At 62.2% G+C, this 17,315-nt stretch carries 17 protein-coding genes and 9 tRNA genes; 18 read left to right on the top strand and 8 right to left on the bottom strand.

Annotated elements, in window-relative coordinates; genetic code table 11:
• Window positions 1–10 precede the first annotated feature (10 nt).
• From ACNPAA_RS03320 to hemA, 4 genes are read right to left on the bottom strand one after another with little or no spacing between them, the layout of a single operon-like run.
• On the bottom strand, window positions 11–394 hold the full coding sequence (locus tag ACNPAA_RS03320) for a SirB2 family protein (RefSeq protein WP_042880800.1): 384 nt from the start codon (window positions 392–394) through the stop codon (window positions 11–13).
• Window positions 395–436: 42 nt separating this feature from the next.
• Window positions 437–1,270, bottom strand: coding sequence for a peptide chain release factor N(5)-glutamine methyltransferase (gene prmC, locus ACNPAA_RS03325; RefSeq protein ID WP_128271857.1), 834 nt, complete (start codon window positions 1,268–1,270; stop codon window positions 437–439).
• Window positions 1,270–2,358: a peptide chain release factor 1 gene (gene prfA, locus ACNPAA_RS03330; protein WP_045525559.1), complete on the bottom strand. Its 1,089-nt coding sequence runs from the start codon at window positions 2,356–2,358 to the stop codon at window positions 1,270–1,272. Before prfA ends, prmC begins: the two co-directional genes overlap by 1 nt.
• 50 nt (window positions 2,359–2,408) lie before the next feature.
• Window positions 2,409–3,668 carry a glutamyl-tRNA reductase gene (hemA, locus tag ACNPAA_RS03335; RefSeq protein WP_041212583.1) on the bottom strand — a complete coding sequence of 420 codons (1,260 nt, stop codon included), beginning with the start codon at window positions 3,666–3,668 and terminating at the stop codon, window positions 2,409–2,411.
• Window positions 3,669–3,793: 125 nt separating this feature from the next.
• Here hemA and lolB point away from each other — a divergent pair, with 125 nt between their 5' ends.
• The 14 genes from lolB to ACNPAA_RS03405 all read left to right on the top strand — a co-directional run bounded on the left by lolB (window position 3,794) and on the right by ACNPAA_RS03405 (window position 9,629).
• Complete coding sequence (gene lolB, locus ACNPAA_RS03340) at window positions 3,794–4,372, top strand: lipoprotein insertase outer membrane protein LolB (RefSeq protein WP_039039599.1); 579 nt, start codon at window positions 3,794–3,796, stop codon at window positions 4,370–4,372.
• Window positions 4,372–5,250 (top strand): 4-(cytidine 5'-diphospho)-2-C-methyl-D-erythritol kinase, encoded by an 879-nt coding sequence (gene ispE, locus ACNPAA_RS03345; protein WP_103244666.1) that lies wholly within the window; start codon window positions 4,372–4,374, stop codon window positions 5,248–5,250. Before lolB ends, ispE begins: the two co-directional genes overlap by 1 nt.
• Window positions 5,230–5,304, top strand: a tRNA-Gln gene (locus ACNPAA_RS03350). Before ispE ends, ACNPAA_RS03350 begins: the two co-directional genes overlap by 21 nt.
• A 238-nt stretch (window positions 5,305–5,542) precedes the next feature.
• Window positions 5,543–6,490: a ribose-phosphate pyrophosphokinase gene (locus ACNPAA_RS03355; protein ID WP_010673845.1), complete on the top strand. Its 948-nt coding sequence runs from the start codon at window positions 5,543–5,545 to the stop codon at window positions 6,488–6,490.
• Between the two features lie 248 nt (window positions 6,491–6,738).
• Window positions 6,739–7,335, top strand: coding sequence for an aminoacyl-tRNA hydrolase (gene pth, locus ACNPAA_RS03360; RefSeq protein WP_005298460.1), 597 nt, complete (start codon window positions 6,739–6,741; stop codon window positions 7,333–7,335).
• 131 nt (window positions 7,336–7,466) lie between these two features.
• Entirely contained in the window at window positions 7,467–8,558 is a 1,092-nt protein-coding gene (ychF, locus tag ACNPAA_RS03365) for a redox-regulated ATPase YchF (RefSeq protein WP_010673843.1), read from the top strand.
• Between the two features lie 235 nt (window positions 8,559–8,793).
• Window positions 8,794–8,870, top strand: a tRNA-Met gene (locus ACNPAA_RS03370).
• 8 nt (window positions 8,871–8,878) lie between these two features.
• Window positions 8,879–8,953 (top strand) — tRNA-Gln (locus tag ACNPAA_RS03375).
• A 42-nt stretch (window positions 8,954–8,995) separates the two neighbouring features.
• Window positions 8,996–9,070, top strand: a tRNA-Gln gene (locus tag ACNPAA_RS03380).
• A 42-nt stretch (window positions 9,071–9,112) separates the two neighbouring features.
• Window positions 9,113–9,187 (top strand) — tRNA-Gln (locus ACNPAA_RS03385).
• A gap of 39 nt (window positions 9,188–9,226) precedes the next feature.
• Window positions 9,227–9,303, top strand: a tRNA-Met gene (locus ACNPAA_RS03390).
• A 46-nt stretch (window positions 9,304–9,349) separates the two neighbouring features.
• A tRNA-Gln gene (locus tag ACNPAA_RS03395) sits at window positions 9,350–9,424 on the top strand.
• Window positions 9,425–9,460: 36 nt separating this feature from the next.
• A tRNA-Met gene (locus ACNPAA_RS03400) sits at window positions 9,461–9,537 on the top strand.
• Between the two features lie 8 nt (window positions 9,538–9,545).
• Window positions 9,546–9,629, top strand: a tRNA-Leu gene (locus tag ACNPAA_RS03405).
• 244 nt (window positions 9,630–9,873) lie between these two features.
• Here ACNPAA_RS03405 and ACNPAA_RS03410 read toward each other — a convergent pair.
• Window positions 9,874–11,706: an SLC13 family permease gene (locus ACNPAA_RS03410; RefSeq protein WP_323938500.1), complete on the bottom strand. Its 1,833-nt coding sequence runs from the start codon at window positions 11,704–11,706 to the stop codon at window positions 9,874–9,876.
• Window positions 11,707–11,976: 270 nt separating this feature from the next.
• Here ACNPAA_RS03410 and yqfB point away from each other — a divergent pair, with 270 nt between their 5' ends.
• From yqfB to ACNPAA_RS03425, 3 genes are all read left to right on the top strand, one after another.
• Entirely contained in the window at window positions 11,977–12,309 is a 333-nt protein-coding gene (gene yqfB, locus ACNPAA_RS03415; protein ID WP_041215617.1) for a N(4)-acetylcytidine aminohydrolase, read from the top strand.
• Window positions 12,310–12,396: 87 nt separating this feature from the next.
• Window positions 12,397–13,317 (top strand): alpha/beta hydrolase, encoded by a 921-nt coding sequence (locus ACNPAA_RS03420; RefSeq protein WP_323938499.1) that lies wholly within the window; start codon window positions 12,397–12,399, stop codon window positions 13,315–13,317.
• Between the two features lie 60 nt (window positions 13,318–13,377).
• The gene (locus tag ACNPAA_RS03425; protein ID WP_010673839.1) at window positions 13,378–13,764 is read left to right on the top strand and encodes a DUF1622 domain-containing protein; all 387 of its coding nucleotides are present in this window, start codon (window positions 13,378–13,380) and stop codon (window positions 13,762–13,764) included.
• 104 nt (window positions 13,765–13,868) lie between these two features.
• Here ACNPAA_RS03425 and ACNPAA_RS03430 read toward each other — a convergent pair whose 3' ends face one another.
• Window positions 13,869–15,233, bottom strand: coding sequence for an MDR family MFS transporter (locus tag ACNPAA_RS03430; RefSeq protein WP_417891587.1), 1,365 nt, complete (start codon window positions 15,231–15,233; stop codon window positions 13,869–13,871).
• A 163-nt stretch (window positions 15,234–15,396) separates the two neighbouring features.
• Here ACNPAA_RS03430 and ACNPAA_RS03435 point away from each other — a divergent pair, with 163 nt between their 5' ends.
• A complete protein-coding gene (locus ACNPAA_RS03435; RefSeq protein WP_109111872.1) occupies window positions 15,397–16,023 on the top strand; it encodes an HAD family hydrolase in 627 nt (208 codons plus the stop codon).
• Between the two features lie 39 nt (window positions 16,024–16,062).
• On the opposite strand, the gene ACNPAA_RS03440 is transcribed toward ACNPAA_RS03435, so the two are convergent.
• Both ACNPAA_RS03440 and ACNPAA_RS03445 read right to left on the bottom strand, forming a co-directional pair.
• Window positions 16,063–16,314, bottom strand: coding sequence for a hypothetical protein (locus tag ACNPAA_RS03440; RefSeq protein ID WP_048207156.1), 252 nt, complete (start codon window positions 16,312–16,314; stop codon window positions 16,063–16,065).
• Between the two features lie 181 nt (window positions 16,315–16,495).
• Window positions 16,496–17,293, bottom strand: coding sequence for a DUF1338 domain-containing protein (locus ACNPAA_RS03445; RefSeq protein WP_202044043.1), 798 nt, complete (start codon window positions 17,291–17,293; stop codon window positions 16,496–16,498).
• Window positions 17,294–17,315: the final 22 nt, after the last annotated feature.

Here is a 17,315-nt window from a genome sequence, read left to right on the forward strand (position 1 = left end):
GTCATCCTTCCTAGCCGAACAGGCTGGCCTGCTTTTGCACCGCAAGCTTGGCGATAAAGAAGATCCACCCCAGTGCGCCCAGGAACGCAAACCAGCGGATGCCGTTGCTGCGGGCCAGGCGCAGCGCCATCATGGCCAGAAACGCCACCACCAGGATGGACGTCAGCTTCTCGGCCAGCCAGGGGATGGCGTTGTTGAGGGGGTTGAGACCCAGCACCATGCAGAGCAGCGCACCGGAGAGCACCACCAGGCCGTTGAGCCAGCCGCTGATCTTGAGGGTGCGGGCGCCCCCTGCCAGCGCGGAGCCGGTCTGCAACCAGTAAAAGCGCAGGATAAACATCAGCACGGCCCCGGCAATCAGGGTGAGGTGCAGATGCTTGAGGACAACATACATAAGATTTCCTTGAACAGGGGCAGACCGGGCCCGCCCGTCATATCACTGAGCCAGGCGCCCCAGGGTCACCCGCTCGTTATCGCCGTAATCGCGCACGGTTTCCACCTGGACGTAGCCTTGTTGCAGCAGGAGTTGACGCACCGCCTCCCCCTGATCCCAGCCGTGTTCCAGCAACAGCCAGCCACCTGGCACCAGATGGGCGGGCGCCTGGGTGACGATGAGGCGGATATCCGCCAGCCCCTGCTCCTCCGCCACCAGGGCGGAGCGCGGCTCGAAGCGCACGTCCCCCTCGTGAAGATGGGGGTCCGCCCCGTCGATGTAAGGCGGGTTGGAGACGATCATCGCAAAACGCGGTGCATCCGAGAGCGGCGCAAACCAGCTGCCGTCGCGCACCTCGATGGGCAACCCCAGGGCGGCGCTGTTGGTGCGGGCCAACGCGGCCGCGGCCGGCATCCTGTCCACCGCCCATACATCGGCATCCGGTCGCTCAGACTTGAGCGCAAGGGCGATGGCACCGGTGCCCGTGCCCAGATCCAGCAGGGCGCAGGGGCCGCCCGGCAGGCGGGCCAGCGCCTGTTCAACCAGCACCTCGGTATCGGGGCGCGGGATCAGGGTGGCCGGGCTCACTTTCAGCGGCAGCGACCAGAACTCCCGCTCGCCGATGAGGTGGGCAATGGGCTCACCATTGAGGCGACGGGCAAGCCAGCCCGCCAGGGTCGCCTGCTGGGCGGCATCGAGCTCGTGCTCCGGCCAGGTCATCAGATAGCTGCGCCGACAATCCAGCAGATGACAGAGCAGGGCATCGGCGTCGGCACGGGGGGATTCCCCGGAGGCCAGGGTCGCCATGATATGGGCGCGGGCCTGCTGGATCTGCATCAGTTGCTCTCGGCCAGGGAGGCGAGCTGATCCGCCTGATACTCCTGCACCAGGGGGGTGATCACGCAGTCCAGATCCCCTTCCAGGATTTCGCCCAGACGATAGAGGGTGAGGTTGATCCGGTGCTCGGAGAGACGCCCCTGGGGATAGTTGTAGGTGCGGATGCGCTCGGAGCGATCCCCGGAGCCCACCAGGTTGCGGCGGGTACTCTGCTCGGCGGCGCGGTGGCGTTCGTCCTCGGCCGCCTGCAGGCGAGCGGAGAGCACCGACATCGCCTTGGCGCGGTTCTTGTGCTGGGAGCGCTCGTCCTGGCACTCCACCACCAGCCCGGTGGGCAGGTGGGTGATGCGGATGGCGGAGTCGGTCTTGTTGACGTGCTGGCCGCCGGCACCGGAGGCGCGGAAGGTGTCGATCTTCAGCTCGGAGGGGTTGATCTCCACCTGCTCGGCTTCCGGCACTTCCGGCAGCACGGCCACGGTACAGGCGGAGGTGTGCACCCGGCCCTGGGATTCGGTCTCGGGGACTCGCTGCACCCGGTGGCCGCCGGACTCGAACTTGAGGCGGCCGTAGACGTGCTCACCGTCCACCTTGGCGATCACCTCCTTGTAGCCGCCGTGTTCGCCGTCATTGCAGCTGACGATGGAGACACGCCACCCCTGACGCTCGGCGTAGCGGGAGTACATGCGGAACAGATCCCCCGCGAAAATGGCCGCCTCGTCGCCACCGGCACCGGCGCGGATCTCCAGATAGCAGTTGTTGTCATCCTTGGGGTCGCGCGGCAACAGCATCACCTGAAGCGCCTGCTCCTGCTCCTCGAAGGTCGCCTTGGCGAGCGGCAGTTCCTCTTGCGCCATCTCCCGCAGCTCGGCATCCTCTTCCTCCAGCATCAGCCGGGTGGTCTCGAGGTTCTCTTCGGCCTGGCGGAAACGCTGGAAGGCGTGAACGATATCTTCCAGCTGGGCGTATTCCCGGGTCAGGGCGCGGTATCTGTCCTGATCCGAGGCGACCCCGGGCTCCCCGAGCAGGGCCTGTACTTCTTCATGGCGCTCGATGAGGCCTTCCAGCTTTCTGATCAATGAGGGGTTCATGACTCTTGGATTCTCGATGGAGGACGGGACGGCAAAGGGCCGTCCCAACACTATGATTCTTGTGACAATCCCAGCACCTGACGCAGTTGGGCCAGCTTGTGGCTGTCCCCCTGGGCGGCGGCCTGGCGCAGGGCCTGGGTCGGTGCGTGGATCAGCTTGTTGGTGAGGCGATGGGCCATGGCCTTGAGCGCCTGCTCGGCATTTTCACCCTGTTGCAGGGCCAGCAGGGCCCGCTGCAACTCTTCGTCCGCGACCTGCTGTGACTGATGGCGATAATCGCGAATGAGATCCACCGAGTGCTGGCTGCGATACCAACCCATGAACTCGTCGCGCTCTTCCTGCACGATGAGTTCCGCCTCGGCGGCCGCCCGCTTGCGGGTCTCCAGGTTCTGCTCGATGATGCCCTGCAGATCGTCCACCGTGTAGAGATAGGCATCGGAGAGCTCGTCCACCTCGGCTTCGATGTCGCGGGGCACGGCGATATCCACCAGGAACATGGGCTTGAAGCGACGCGCCTTGAGCGCCCGCTCCACCATGCCCTTGCCGATGATGGGCAGGGGGCTTGCCGTGGAGCTGATGACGATGTCCGCCTCGTGCAGGTAGTCCGGGATCTCCTCCAGGGTCATAACCTGGGCACCGAACTCCTCTGCCAGCAACTGGGCCCGTTGCAGGGTCCGGTTCGCCACCATCATCCGGGTCACGCTCTGCTCGCGCAGGTGGCGGGCCACCAGTTCGATGGTTTCGCCGGCGCCCACCAGCAGCACCTTGGTCTGGGAGAGGTCGGAGAAGATACGGCGGGCCAGGCTCACGGCGGCGAAGGCCACCGACACCGCGCTGGCGCCGATCTCGGTGTCAGTGCGCACCCGTTTGGCCACCGAGAAGGATTTCTGGAACAGGCGCTCCAGGGATCCTTTCACCGCATCCGCCTGCTGGGCGTGGGCGTAGGATTGCTTGATCTGCCCCAGGATCTGCGGCTCCCCGAGCACCAGGGAGTCGAGGCCGCAGGCCACCCGCATCAGGTGTCGCACCGCTTCCTCGTCCTGGTGCCGGTAGATGGCGGAGAGCACCTCGCTCGCCTCCAGCGCGTGGAACCGCTGCAACCAGTTCAGCACCTGCTCCCCCTGCCCCTGCTCCAGGCTGCAATAGAGCTCGGTGCGGTTGCAGGTGGAGACGATCACCGCCTCGCTGACGCCAGGCTGCTCCACCAGCTCACGCAGGGCGCGATCGATGCGGTCCGGGCCAAAGGCGACCCGCTCCCGCAAGGCGACACTGGCGGTGTTGTGGTTGATTCCGAGGGCAAGCAGACTCATGGGTGGGTGATGATCGTTTCATGCACAGGGTGTAGAGGCCGACAATTGTACGAGAAAGGGTAAGTCTTTAAAAGCAATACGGCCGCCCCTTATACTGTCGCAAACCTCATCTGCGGAGCTCCACCTTGTTGTTGCGTATCTTCTCCCTCGCCTGCCTGCTGGTGCTGGCGGGCTGTACCACCACCCAACCCCAGCGGGATCAGGTCAACTGGCAGCAGGAGCGCGCCCGCCTCGAACGCCTCACACACTGGCAGTTGTCGGGCAAGATGGCCATCATCACCGCCCGCCAGAAGGGCAGCGCCCGCCTCAACTGGCAGCAGAACGGCGACGACTATCGCCTCAACCTCACCAGCCTCATCGGCACCCATATTCTGGAACTCTCCCGCACCGGCGGCGAGGTGACTCTGCTCGACAACGACGGAAAACAGCACCAGAGCCAGGATGCCGAGCTCCTGGTCTATCAGCTCACCGGCTGGCACATTCCGGTGGCCGGGCTGCCTGAGTGGATCAAGGGATTGCCGGGGCAGGCCGAATTCGAGCTCAACCCCGATGCCAGCCTCGCCAGCGTGCGCGACGGCCAGTGGCAGATCGTCTACGGGGACTATCGGGATCAGGACGGCTATCGCCTGCCCCACCTGCTCACCATGACCGGGCAGGAGAGCCGTCTCAAGCTGCAGATCAACGAGTGGACCCTGGCACCATGATGCACGACCAGGCGCCGATCCGCTGGCCCGCCCCGGCCAAGCTCAACCTCTTCCTGCACGTCAATGGCCGCCGCCCCGATGGCTACCACGAACTGCAGACCCTCTTCATCTTCCTCAACCACGGCGACTGGCTCGAATTCGAGCCTATCCCCGGCAGCGACCAGCTCACCTTGAGCCCGGCCATTCCCGGCGTGCCCGATGAACAGAACCTCATCATCCGGGCTGCGCGACTGTTGCAGAGCCGGTTGGCCAGTCCGCAGGGAGCCCATATCCGGCTGGAGAAGGTACTGCCCATGGGCGGTGGCATCGGGGGCGGCTCGTCGGACGCGGCCACCACCCTCGTGGCCTTGAACCACCTCTGGCAAGCCGGCTTGAGTGAAGACGAGCTGGCCGAGCTCGGCGTGCAGCTGGGCGCCGACGTGCCGGTGTTCGTGCGGGGCAAGGCCGCCTTCGCCGAAGGCGTGGGGGAGCGGTTGCAACAGATCGAGGTGCCGGATGCCTGGTACCTGGTACTCAAGCCGGATTGCCATGTGGCCACCGCCGCCGTGTTCCAGGATCCCGACCTGCCCCGCAACACCCCCAAGATGACCCTGGACAATCTGCTGGCAGGAGAGTGGAAAAACGATTGCGAGCTGCTGGTGAAAAAGCGCCACCCCGAGGTTGCCAATGCGCTCGGCTGGTTGCTAGAATACGCGCCGTCAAGAATGACGGGCACTGGCGCCTGCGTCTTTGCTCGATTTGAAGACGAAATGGCTGCTCGGAAGGTGTTGGCAAGAGTGCCGGAAGGCTGGGATGGGTTTGTCGCCAAGGGCGAGAACATATCACCACTCTTCGTCACTTTGCAACAAGTGAGTGATTGGGGTATCGCCAAGCGGTAAGGCAGCGGGTTTTGATCTCGCCATTCCTAGGTTCGAATCCTAGTACCCCAGCCAACTCTCTCCTTGTTGAGCCGCATCGGGAGGTGTTGACCTCGTCGATGTGTCTTGGGCCAATCTGACGCGATGGCGCTCAAGGTGGATTCCCGTCCACCCACCCTGCGGGTGATGAGATGCCATCCTCGACATCGCCCAGAGACCTTGTCCGTCATCTTGCTAAATCGTTTGCCCCCAAACGATACGGGTCTAAAATCAGACTCCCCACATACTGGATGCAACCCCGAGGTTTCAAACCGTGCCTGACATGAAGCTGTTTGCTGGTAACGCAACGCCGGAACTAGCCCAGAAGATCGCAGATCGCCTGTTTATCAAACTCGGCAATGCTGCCGTAGGTCGCTTTAGCGACGGCGAGATCAGCGTACAGATCAACGAGAATGTACGCGGTGGCGATATCTTCATCATTCAATCCACCTGTGCCCCGACCAACGACAATTTGATGGAATTGATCGTCATGGTGGATGCACTGCGTCGTGCTTCAGCTGGCCGTATCACTGCCGTTATCCCCTACTTTGGTTATGCCCGTCAGGACCGCCGCGTCCGCTCCGCACGTGTGCCCATCACCGCCAAGGTCGTCGCCGACTTCCTCTCCAGCGTGGGTGTGGACCGTGTGCTGACCGTTGACCTGCATGCCGAGCAGATCCAGGGCTTCTTCGACGTCCCCGTCGACAACGTGTTCGGCAGCCCGGTGCTGCTGGAAGACATGAAGGCCAAGAACCTCGAATCCCCCGTGGTCGTGTCACCGGACATCGGCGGCGTAGTCCGTGCCCGTGCCATCGCCAAGCTGCTGGACGACACCGACATCGCCATCATCGACAAGCGTCGTCCCCGTCCGAACGTCTCCCAAGTCATGCACCTGATCGGCGACGTAGCCGGTCGTGACTGCGTCATCGTCGACGACATGATCGACACCGGCGGCACCCTGTGCAAAGCGGCCGAAGCGCTGAAAGAGCGTGGTGCCAAGCGCGTGTTCGCCTATGCGACCCACCCTGTCTTCTCCGGCACCGCCGTTGAAAACATCAAGAATTCGGTCATCGACGAGCTGATCATCACCGACTCCATCCCGCTCACCCCGGAGATGAAGGCAGTCGGCAAGGTCAAGCAGCTGACCCTCTCCTCCGTGCTGGCCGAAGCGATTCGCCGCATCAGCAACGAAGAGTCCATCTCTGCCATGTTCGAGCATTGATAGACCCTGTCGTGACAAAAACCGCCGAATGGCGGTTTTTGTTTTTTGGGTGCCTGGCGCCAACCGCCAGCCTCCACTCGGCAAGAGACGAAAACCTCGGACGAGCCACCCCACCCGAGCCCTTCTGTCCGGCTTTTCCCCGACCTTGCCGCACTTTGGTTGAGTGATCGCCACTCGGCGGCTAGAATATTGCGTCCCATTGCCCCGGGTCATCCGCCCATGGCAAGTAGCGAGTGAAGACATCAAGCGTGACAAGTCAAATCAAACTGATTGTCGGGCTGGGTAATCCCGGCCCCGAATATGCCAAGACCCGCCACAATGCGGGCGCCTGGTATGTGGAGCAACTGGCACGCTGGCACAACGTCAGCCTGCGCGAAGAGCCCAAGTTCTTCGGCCACACCGCCCGCATCCAGGTGGATGGCCAGGATGTGCGCCTGCTCATCCCGAACACCTACATGAACCTCTCCGGCAAGGCGGTGGCCGCGCTCGCCCGCTTCTACCAGATCGAGCCGGAAGCCATGCTGGTGGCCCACGATGAGCTGGACCTGCCCCCCGGCATCGCCAAATTCAAGCAGGGCGGCGGCCACGGCGGCCATAACGGCCTCAAGGACATCATTGCCAGAATGGGCAACAACAATAATTTCTTCCGGCTGCGACTGGGGATAGGTCACCCGGGCGCCAAGGAGCTGGTCGCCGGTTTCGTGCTGACCAAGGCCCCCAGCAGCGAACAGAGCCTGATCGACGCCGCACTGGACGAGTCCCTGCGCGCCACCGACATCCTGTTCAAGCAGGACATGACCAAGGCCATGAATCGCCTGCACAGTTTCAAGGCCGAGAAAGTCTAGGCCTTCAGCCTGCATCGCCAGGCAGTTCAAGATGACCGGCCCCTGGCGAGATCCCTCGCCTCGGGGTCAAGCAACACGACACGGGCCGCCCGCGCGGCCCCTTGAAGCATCCATCAACAAGGTAACAATCCATGGGTTTTAAATGCGGTATCGTGGGCCTGCCCAATGTAGGCAAATCCACCCTGTTCAATGCGCTGACCAAGGCCGGCATCGAAGCCGCCAACTTCCCGTTCTGCACCATTGAGCCGAACACGGGTGTGGTCCCCATGCCGGATCCCCGCCTCGACCAGCTGGCGGCCATCATCAATCCGCAGCGTGTCGTGCCGACCACCATGGAGTTCGTGGACATCGCCGGCCTGGTGGCCGGTGCCTCCAAGGGCGAAGGCCTTGGCAACCAGTTCCTCGCCAACATCCGTGAAACCGAAGCCATCGGTCACGTGGTGCGCTGCTTCGAGGACGAGAACATCGTCCACGTGGCGGGCAAGGTCTCCCCGGCCGACGACATCGAGGTGATCAACACCGAGCTGGCCCTCTCCGACCTGGATGCCTGCGAGCGCGCCATCAATCGCCAGTCCAAGCGTGCCAAGGGCGGCGACAAGGATGCCAAGCTGGAAGTGGAAGTGCTGGAGAAGATCAAGGTTGCCCTGGAAAACGGCCAGATGATCCGCGGCATGAAGCTGGACAAGGATGAGCTGGACGCCGTCAGCCACCTCAACTTCCTGACCCTCAAACCCACCATGTACATCGCCAACGTGGCGGAAGATGGCTTCGAGAACAACCCCTACCTGGATCAGGTCCGTGAGATAGCCGCCGCCGAAAACGCCGTTGTCGTGGTCGTCTGCTGCGCCATCGAGGCGGACATCGCCGAGCTGGACGACGAAGACCGCGCCGAGTTCATGGCGGATCTGGGCATCGAGGAGCCGGGCCTGAACCGGGTGATCCGCTCCGGATACGAGCTGCTCAAGTTGCAGACCTACTTCACCGCCGGTGTGAAAGAAGTGCGCGCCTGGACCATTCCGGTAGGCGCCACCGCCCCGCAGGCCGCTGGCAAGATCCACACCGACTTCGAAAAAGGCTTTATTCGCGCCCAGACCATCGCCTTCGACGACTTTATCACCTACAAGGGTGAGCAAGGCGCCAAGGAAGCAGGCAAGATGCGCGCGGAAGGGAAAGACTACATCGTCAAGGATGGCGATATCATGAACTTCCTGTTCAACGTCTAACCCCATGAGAGGCCAGCATTTGCTGGCCTCTTTTTTATCTGGCCAGAGGCGCGATCTGGGTGCGAATGTCGTAAAAAAAACCAGATTGTTGGGCTTTTGCACGACAGCGGCCAATAACTCGCCAAACGCACCCAAATTCGTTTTTTCAAACAAAAAAAGGGTTGACGCCCCAGAGCCAGATACGCATAATTCCGGCCGCACAGTGACGAGGCAACGACTCACTGGAAGCACGGTTGGCTATGTAGCTCAGTTGGTTAGAGCATCGCACTCATAATGCGGGGGTCACAGGTTCGAATCCCGTCATAGCCACCATCTCTAGTTGGGGTATCGCCAAGCGGTAAGGCAGCGGGTTTTGATCTCGCCATCCCTAGGTTCGAATCCTAGTACCCCAGCCATTTTTTGAATGATGTTTGATGGTCTCTGTCAGGCATCACTGTTGGGGTATCGCCAAGCGGTAAGGCAGCGGGTTTTGATCTCGCCATCCCTAGGTTCGAATCCTAGTACCCCAGCCATTTTTTGAATGATGTTTGATGGTCTCTGTCAGGCATCGCTGTTGGGGTATCGCCAAGCGGTAAGGCAGCGGGTTTTGATCTCGCCATCCCTAGGTTCGAATCCTAGTACCCCAGCCATTTTTCTGTTCTCTTCCACGTTTGTGGTTGACAACAAACGGCTATGTAGCTCAGTTGGTTAGAGCATCGCACTCATAATGCGGGGGTCACAGGTTCGAATCCCGTCATAGCCACCATGTTTGAAAAACGTTCCTTCAATCATCCGATTGCAAAGAACACTGTTGGGGCATCGCCAAGCGGTAAGGCAGCGGGTTTTGATCTCGCCATACCTAGGTTCGAATCCTAGTGCCCCAGCCATTTTTGCTTGTATTCGACGCAAGTCGTGCACAAGACGGCTATGTAGCTCAGTTGGTTAGAGCATCGCACTCATAATGCGGGGGTCACAGGTTCGAATCCCGTCATAGCCACCATTATTCTTGCGGAAGTGGCGAAATTGGTAGACGCACCAGATTTAGGTTCTGGCGCCCTAGGCGTGAGAGTTCGAGTCTCTCCTTCCGCACCATCGAAAGCAGTACCAAACAGACCAGCTCAGGCTGGTTTTTTTGTATCCGGCGTTTGCCGCTCTTCTTCCCCTCTCCACGCCATCGCACGCCTGCAACGCCACCTCATGTCTCAACGGCTGAGCCTTGTGCTCTCCTCTGCGACGGCGCTATGTCCTGCTCCGGCGTGATGCCGCCCTTTTCATCTCGCAGAGCGCTGCGGGCAATAAAAAGGCGGCCCGCAGGCCGCCATATCGTTTGCTGTCGTCAGAACGGGAAGAACCAGGGGATGGCGATGACGCTCACCACCATCACCAGCAAGGTGAAGGGCACGCCGATGCGCACGAAATCCATGAACTTGTAGTTGCCCGGGCCCAGCACCAGGGTGTTGACCGGCGACGAGACCGGCGTCATGAAGGCTGCCGAGGCGGCGATGGCGATGGTCATGGCAAAGGGATAAGGCGAGACCCCCATCTGATGGGCCGTCCCCAGCGCGATGGGCGCCATCAGCACCGCCGTCGCCGTGTTGGAGATGAAGAGCCCGATGACGGCACAGAGCGCGAAGAGGCTGGCCAGCATCACCCTGGGGCCCATCTCCCCCACTGCCGAGATGAGCGCGCCGACGATGAGATCCACCCCGCCGGTCTGCTGCAATGCAAGGGCAAAGGGCAACATGCCCACGATGAGGATCAAGGTCGGCCAGTGGATGGACTTGTAGGCACTCTCCAGATCGATGCAGCGGAACTTGCCCATCAGCAGGCAGGCGATGAGCGCCGCGATGACGTTGGGCACGGGATCCGTCACCATCAGCACTATCATGACCCCGAGGGCAATCAGGGCGTGGATGGCCTGGCTGCGGGCCGGCGCCATCTCGTCCACTTCCGCAGGCAGGCCCAGCAGCAGAAAATCGCGATGATGGGTCTGCAACTGACGAATGAGGCTCCAGTTCCCCACCACCAGCAGGGTATCCCCCATCTGCAGCGCCTCGTCCACCAGCTTGCCGGTCAGCGCCTCTCCATCCCGGCGGATCCCCACCACACTCAGACCGTAACGGGAACGGAAGGTCACCTCGCGGATGCTCTTGCCGAGCAGCCGGGAGCCGGGGATGAGGGAGACCTCCGCCATGCCCACCTCCCGCGCCTGATCGGAGAAATACTCCCCGCGCAATATCATGGGCTCGAGCCGCGCCTCGCTGCAAAACTCCCGCACATCCACCTCGGGATCCGACATGTCGATGAGCAGCACGTCCTTGGCCTGGAACTCGGTCACCCCGGTGACACTGACCATCACCCGCCTGAACTTGCGCCAGCGCTCCATCCCGATGACGTTGGCCCCGAAGCGGGCACGCAATTGCAGCTCGTCCAGGGTCTGGCCGATCAGGGGGGAGTCGGGCCGGATCGCCAGTCGGCGTGCTCGCCCGGCCAGCCGGTAGTCACGGATGAGATCTCGCATGGTGCTGCGTCCCATCTGCTTGCCCTTGCCCTCTTCCCCTTCACGCACCAGACGGTTGCGCATCAGCAGCATGTAGAGGATCCCCATCCCCAGAATGATGACACCCATGGGAGTGAAGCCGAAGAAGCCGAACCCCTGGATGTCGTGGCGCATCAGTTCACTGTTCACCACCATGTTGGGAGGGGTTGCCACCAGCGTTATCATGCCGCTGATAAGGCCGGCAAAGCCGAGCGGCATCATCAGTCTGCCCGCCGGGATCCCCATCCGGTTCGCCACGCTCAGCACCACGGGGATGAAGATGGCCACCACCCCAGTCGAACTCATCACGGCCCCCAGGGTCGCCACCGCCACCATCAGCAGCACCAGCATGCGGGTTTCGCTGCTGCCGGCCACCTTCACCAGGGCATCTCCCACCTGATAGGCGATGCCGGTACGCACCAGCCCCTCCCCCACCACGAACAGGGCGGCAATCAGAATGACGTTGGGATCGCTGAATCCTGCCAGCGCCTGCGGCAGGGTCAGGGTGCCGCTCAACACGAACAGGATGATGATCAACAAGGCGACCACGTCCATGCGCACCTTGTTGGTAATAAACAGGAGAATGGCACCCACCAGCATGCTGAGCACCCAGATCAACTCGTAATTCACACTTGCTCCTTTTGTTCAACGTCAACCACGGCCGGCCCCGGACGCCATCAGACCACAGAGCCCGTCCCCCTGATTTGTTACATATCAAGAAAGAGGAGGCCGCATCATCTCACATTCAGGTTCAGTTGCGGCCATTTTACCGAGCCGTGAACGCAGTCGGTCGCCCTTCACATGTCGGGGTAAAAAGTGCTGCACGCTCCCCCCGCCCCTCCTAAAATGGGCCCGCCGCGGCCTGAGCCGCCCTCTCACCCCTTGCCCTTCGGAGACGACATGACCCAGCACACCCCGGCCTACCCGGCATTCACCTTCTTCAGCCGCTTTGTCGCCGACATCCAGGCTGGCCGAAAGACCATCACCATCCGCGACGAGAGCGAGGCAAACTGGCAGCCCGGCCAGCGCCTGGCCCTGTTCACCAACCCGGAACACCAGCCTTTTGGCACCATTGAGGTCATCTCGGTCAAGGCGGTCGCCTTCGAGGCGCTGAGCGACGAGCACGCCCGTCAGGAGAACATGACCCTCCCCGAGCTTAAAGATGTGATCCGCGATATCTACCCCGCACTGCCGCCCCTCTATGTGATTGAATTCGTGCTGATTGAAGCCTGATTTTGTGAGCTGCCTCAGCTAACGCCGGTTGCGCTCACGGGCCAAAAGCGCACAATGACTGTTTTTATATACAGTCATTGGTGTCTTATGGAAAAACAACTCGAACCGGCCATCGCAGCCATGGTGGCAGACTTCATCGCCGCAGGTCGCCCCAAGGCGAGCCAGCTGAGCTGGCAGGCGCGCCGTGACGGCTACCTAGCCTCTGCCCTGTTGGGCGGTGAGCGGGAAGAGGTGGGCGCCATCGAAGAGTGGCAGGCCGATCACCACGCCATCCGCTGCTATCGGCCCGCAGACAAACCGGACCCCGCGTATCCGGTGCTGATCTATTTTCACGGCGGCTGTTTTGTCAGCGGGGATTTCGAGACCCACGATCGCCAGATGCGGATGCTGTGCAACCGGGCCAGCGCCCTGATCTTCGCCGTACACACCCGCCTCGCCCCGGAACACACCTATCCTGCGGCTCACGACGATGCGCTGGCCGCCACACGGGCCATCATGGCCGAGGTGGAGAAATGGCATGGGGATCCAGCACGTCTCGCCATTGCCGGCGACAGCGCAGGGGGTCATCTCGCCCTGATCACCACCTTGCGGCTCAAGGCTGCCAGCGCCCCCTTGCCCAAGGCCCTGCTGCTTCTCTATCCCATGCTGGATGCCCTCTGCGAGAGCCAAAGCTACCGCGATCTCGGTGACGACTACCTCATCACCCGGGACATGCTCGCAAGCGGTTTTCACGCCTACCTGGGCAGCCAGCCCCCCTGCCATCCCGAAGCCAGCCCGCTCCACCATCCCGCCCTGTCAGGATTACCGCCGACCCATATCGTCACGGCGGAATATGATCCGCTGCGCGACGAAGGGGAAGCCCTGTATGGCAAGCTGGTGCAGGCTGGCGTCGATGCCACTTGCCAGCGGCAGCATGGCGTCATTCATGGCTACTTCCAACTGGCGGCCATCAGCCCTGCCGCTCGTCAGCTCATCGACCAGATAGCCATGATGCTCAGAAGACTCTGAGTTGGAACCGGCCCCCAAGCCGTGTTAAAAGTGTCTCTTTTGAATCATGGAGGTAACCGAGTGTTCGAGATAGCGAGCCTGAAAGAGGGCATGATGCACGGGGTGGAGCTGTTCCAGCTGCTGCTGGAGATCATCTCCATCGCCTGCGTGGTCATCGGCCTTGGCAAGACCCTCTGGCTGGCGGCCAGAGTGCGGGATCACGAGCCCGGCTTTCCCCGTATCCGCCTCTGCTTCGGCAGCTGGCTCATCCTGGCGCTGGAGTTCCAGCTCGCCGCCGACATCCTGGCCACCACGGTGGCCCCGAGCAAGGAGGAGCTGGTGCGCCTCGCCATCATCGCGGTCATCCGCACCTTCCTGAACTACTTCCTCGGCAAGGAACTCGATGCCCAGGCCGAGCGCCAGCAACCCGAGCCTGTCAGGTCACCTTCCCGCCCCGACGCCCGATGAGCGGGCTGAGTGGCACAAGGCCACGACACGGAAGGAAAGGCACCTGCCTGATCCCATGAAGAGGGCTCCCCGCGGGGAGCCCTCTTTGTATCCGATAGCAACCATCAGACGTGCTTGCTGGCCAGCTCGTGGCGCTTCAAGGCCAGCAGGGTGATGAGCAGGGCGGCGCTGGCGATCAGCGCCATGCCGATATAGGTGGCGCTGAAACCGGGCGCCAGCTCGGCCGGGCTCAGGCTGGCCAGGTTGTGGCTGCTGCCTGCTGGCAGGGCGGCATGGAACAACACGGCGCAGATGGCGACACCGACCGCCCCACCCAGCTCCCGGCCGAAGTTGAACAGGGACATGCCGATGCCGCGATCTTCCCGCGGCAGGGCATTTTGCACCACCACCGACAGCGCCGGCAGCACCAGACCCAGCCCCAATCCGGCAAACCCCAGTCCCAGTCTGGCCCAGACGTCGAAGTGGATCTGCCACAGGGCCAGCGCTGCCAGGGCAAAACCTGCCACCACGAAACGCTTGTAGTGACCGGTGCGACCGATCAGCTTGCCGCCGACGAAGGCCCCTGCCGTGATGCAGACCATGAAGATCACCATGATCCCGCCACTGTCACTGGCGCTCATCCCCTTTTGCCACTGCATCTGCAACGGCAGGTAGACCAGCACGGCAAACATCAGCAGCTGCGAGGCCAGCGCCAGCAGCACGCTCACCAGATAACCCGGCAGGCGCACCAGGTGGGCCGGCAGTATGGGGTCGTGGGCCCGCCGCTCCACCAGGATCAGCAGCAACAAGGCCGCCCCCAGCGCAGCCGCGAGCCAGACGGGGGGCAAGGCCGCCTCCGGCGAGAGCAGCAACAGGGTGAGGGTGGTGACCGTAATGAGCAGTGCCGCTCCCTTCCAGTCGAAGCGGCAGTGGCGACGCACATTGAGGTGACCCAGATTGCGGTTCACCAGCCAGAGGGCGATAGCGCCGAGCGGCAGATTTATCCAGAAGATCCAGCGCCAGCTGAGCTGCTCGGTAAAATAGCCACCGAGCAGCGGGCCTGCGATGCTGGAGACCGCATAGACCGCCGAGATATACCCCTGATACTTGCCCACCTCCCGTGGCGGAATACAGTCGGCGATGACGGTGAAGGCGAGCGCGATCAGCCCCCCGCCCCCCAACCCTTGCAGCACGCGGGCGGCCAGCAGGGTCGGCAGATCCTGGGCCAGGGCGCAGGCCACTGATCCCGCCAGAAACAGGCCGATACCGATGTTGAGCATGCGTACCCGGCCGAACATGTCGCTCAACTTGCCATAGATGGGCAGGGCCGCTGTGGCCGCCAGCAGATAGGCGGTCACGACCCAGGTGAGGGCGGCACCGGCGTTCAGCTCAACCCCTATGATGGGCAAGGGGGTGGTGACGATGCTCTTTTCCAGTGAGCCCAGGGCGATCACCAGGGCCACGCTCGAGAAGACGGTTTTGGGGGACATAGGCAGGCTCGCTCATGTGAGATATCGGCACAGGGGGTACAAGGCACATTATTGTCTCATAAATCATTAACCGATGGTCAAAACCACTGCCAACCATGATGAAGGTCGCGACATCTGCGCGCTGGATCTGCTAGGGTGAGTCTTTGCCGAAGAGGACGCCCCCATGCCCCAGTCATCCCCCTGCGATCATCACCAGAGTGAACAGCCCCGATTCGACGAGTACGACGCCCTGATCTTCGACATGGATGGCACCCTGGTGGACTCCATGCCTCTGCACCTGGATGCCTGGGAAATCACCAGTGCCGAGTTCGGCCTGCCGTTTGATCGGGCACAGCTCAACGAGTACGGCGGCATCCCCACCCGCAAGATAGTGACCATGCTGGCAGAGCAGCATGGGATGACCATCGACGTGGAAGCCTTTGCCCGGCGCAAGGTGGCCCTCTACCTGACACGGATCGACGACGTCCGGGTGTTTCCCGCCATGTGGGAGCTGGTCAGGCAGTACCACGGCAAGGTCCCCATGGGCATAGGCACCGGCTCAACCCGGGAACATGCGGCGCACATCCTGCGTCAGACCGGGCTCGATGCCTTCATCTCCGTGCTGGTGAGTGCCGATGATGTGGTCAATCACAAGCCCCACCCGGACACCTTCCTGAAAGTGGCCGAGCAGCTCGGCGCCAACCCGGCCAACTGCCTGGTGTTTGAAGACACCCGGATAGGCATTCAGGCGGGCAAGGCCGCCGGCATGACCACCTTGCTGGTCACCGAAGGGGCACTGCAACGGGTGTGAGCGGTGCGGGCCCATCCTAACCGACTGGCCCGCACCAGTTTACTCGGCCTCATTCTCCCCCTGCTTCCCACCTGCCGGTGCCGGGCCGTCCGGCCGCTCAAATCCCAGATCTGACATGCAGTTGTCAAATTCCGACTCCCCCGGTTTGCCATGCTCCTTGCAGCTCTCAAACGCCGCTTTCATCTCGGCCGACAGCTCGCGCGGAGGCTTGGGCGGGGTACGGCTGCCCTGATCGCCCGCTGCGGCGGTCAGAGTAGTGAGGGAAAACAGCAAAGGCAGAACAATCTTCATGGCATGACTCCAAAACGGGTGGCATACACCGGCATGGTGCGGCGATGGCCCACGGCAGCGGGCGGCATCATGCTAGCGAATCGCCGCGAACTGAAGGGTCAAGGGGAGGTAAAGAGGGTGTCTGGTCGGCGTAAATCCATAAAAAAACGCCCCAGGCGGGGCGTTGTTTTCATGGCGGCCATTACATGGCGTTGGTGGATTCGAAGATCTTGTCGGCCGACGCTTCGACGAAGCCAGGGTAGAGCACGCCGTCGGCCTGCGGGTAGCGCAGGGCAAACTCGTAGAAGCAGCTCGGGATGGTGCGCACGCCGTCGCTGAAGGGCACCTCGGCCTTGTCTGCCATGGTGGAGGATTGCTCCAGCATCACCTCGGGATCGCCCTTCACCTCGCCGCCAACGGTGTTGAGCACGAAGCCTGCCGCCTTGAGCGCCGCATTCACCTGCTGGATGGTGTCGAAGTCCTTCAGGCGGTTGATGTTGACGGTGAAGTGGTTGGCACGATAACCCCAGGCGGCCATCCAGGCGGCATACTCGCTCTCTGCCAGCAGGGTCTGGTAGTCGGTGTGGGAGACCTGCCAGGGCGCGCCGGCGTAGAGGAAGGCCGGGGTGTCGGTGAGGTGATCGGGTACCTGATCCACCAGCTTGTGGATGATGGCCTGGGCACCTTCGGAGAGCTCTTCCACCTTCAGCTCGCTGATGAACACCTTGGGCGCATCAGGATCTTTATGCTCGAAGTGTTTGGCATAGAGCTTCTTGGCCTTGAATACATACTCGCCCTTCTCTTCGTACCCCAGGGTACGGAAATGGGCCGCCAGTTTCTCGAGACCGAGCTTGGGCAGGTTATAGGTCCGAAACGCCACGTGATCGTTGATGATGGGGGCACCGCCGCCCAGTAGCTGATGAACCTTGTGAGCACTGGGGGTGACCTGAATGTAGTTGTCCCACAGATGGCCAAACAGGGTGTCGATATCCTTTTGCATCTCTCTTTCCTTTGATTGCGGG

Origin of the sequence: Aeromonas sp. PS2Canimalfood6, assembly GCF_048276795.1 — a bacterium.
Lineage (GTDB): Bacteria > Pseudomonadota > Gammaproteobacteria > Enterobacterales > Aeromonadaceae > Aeromonas > Aeromonas caviae.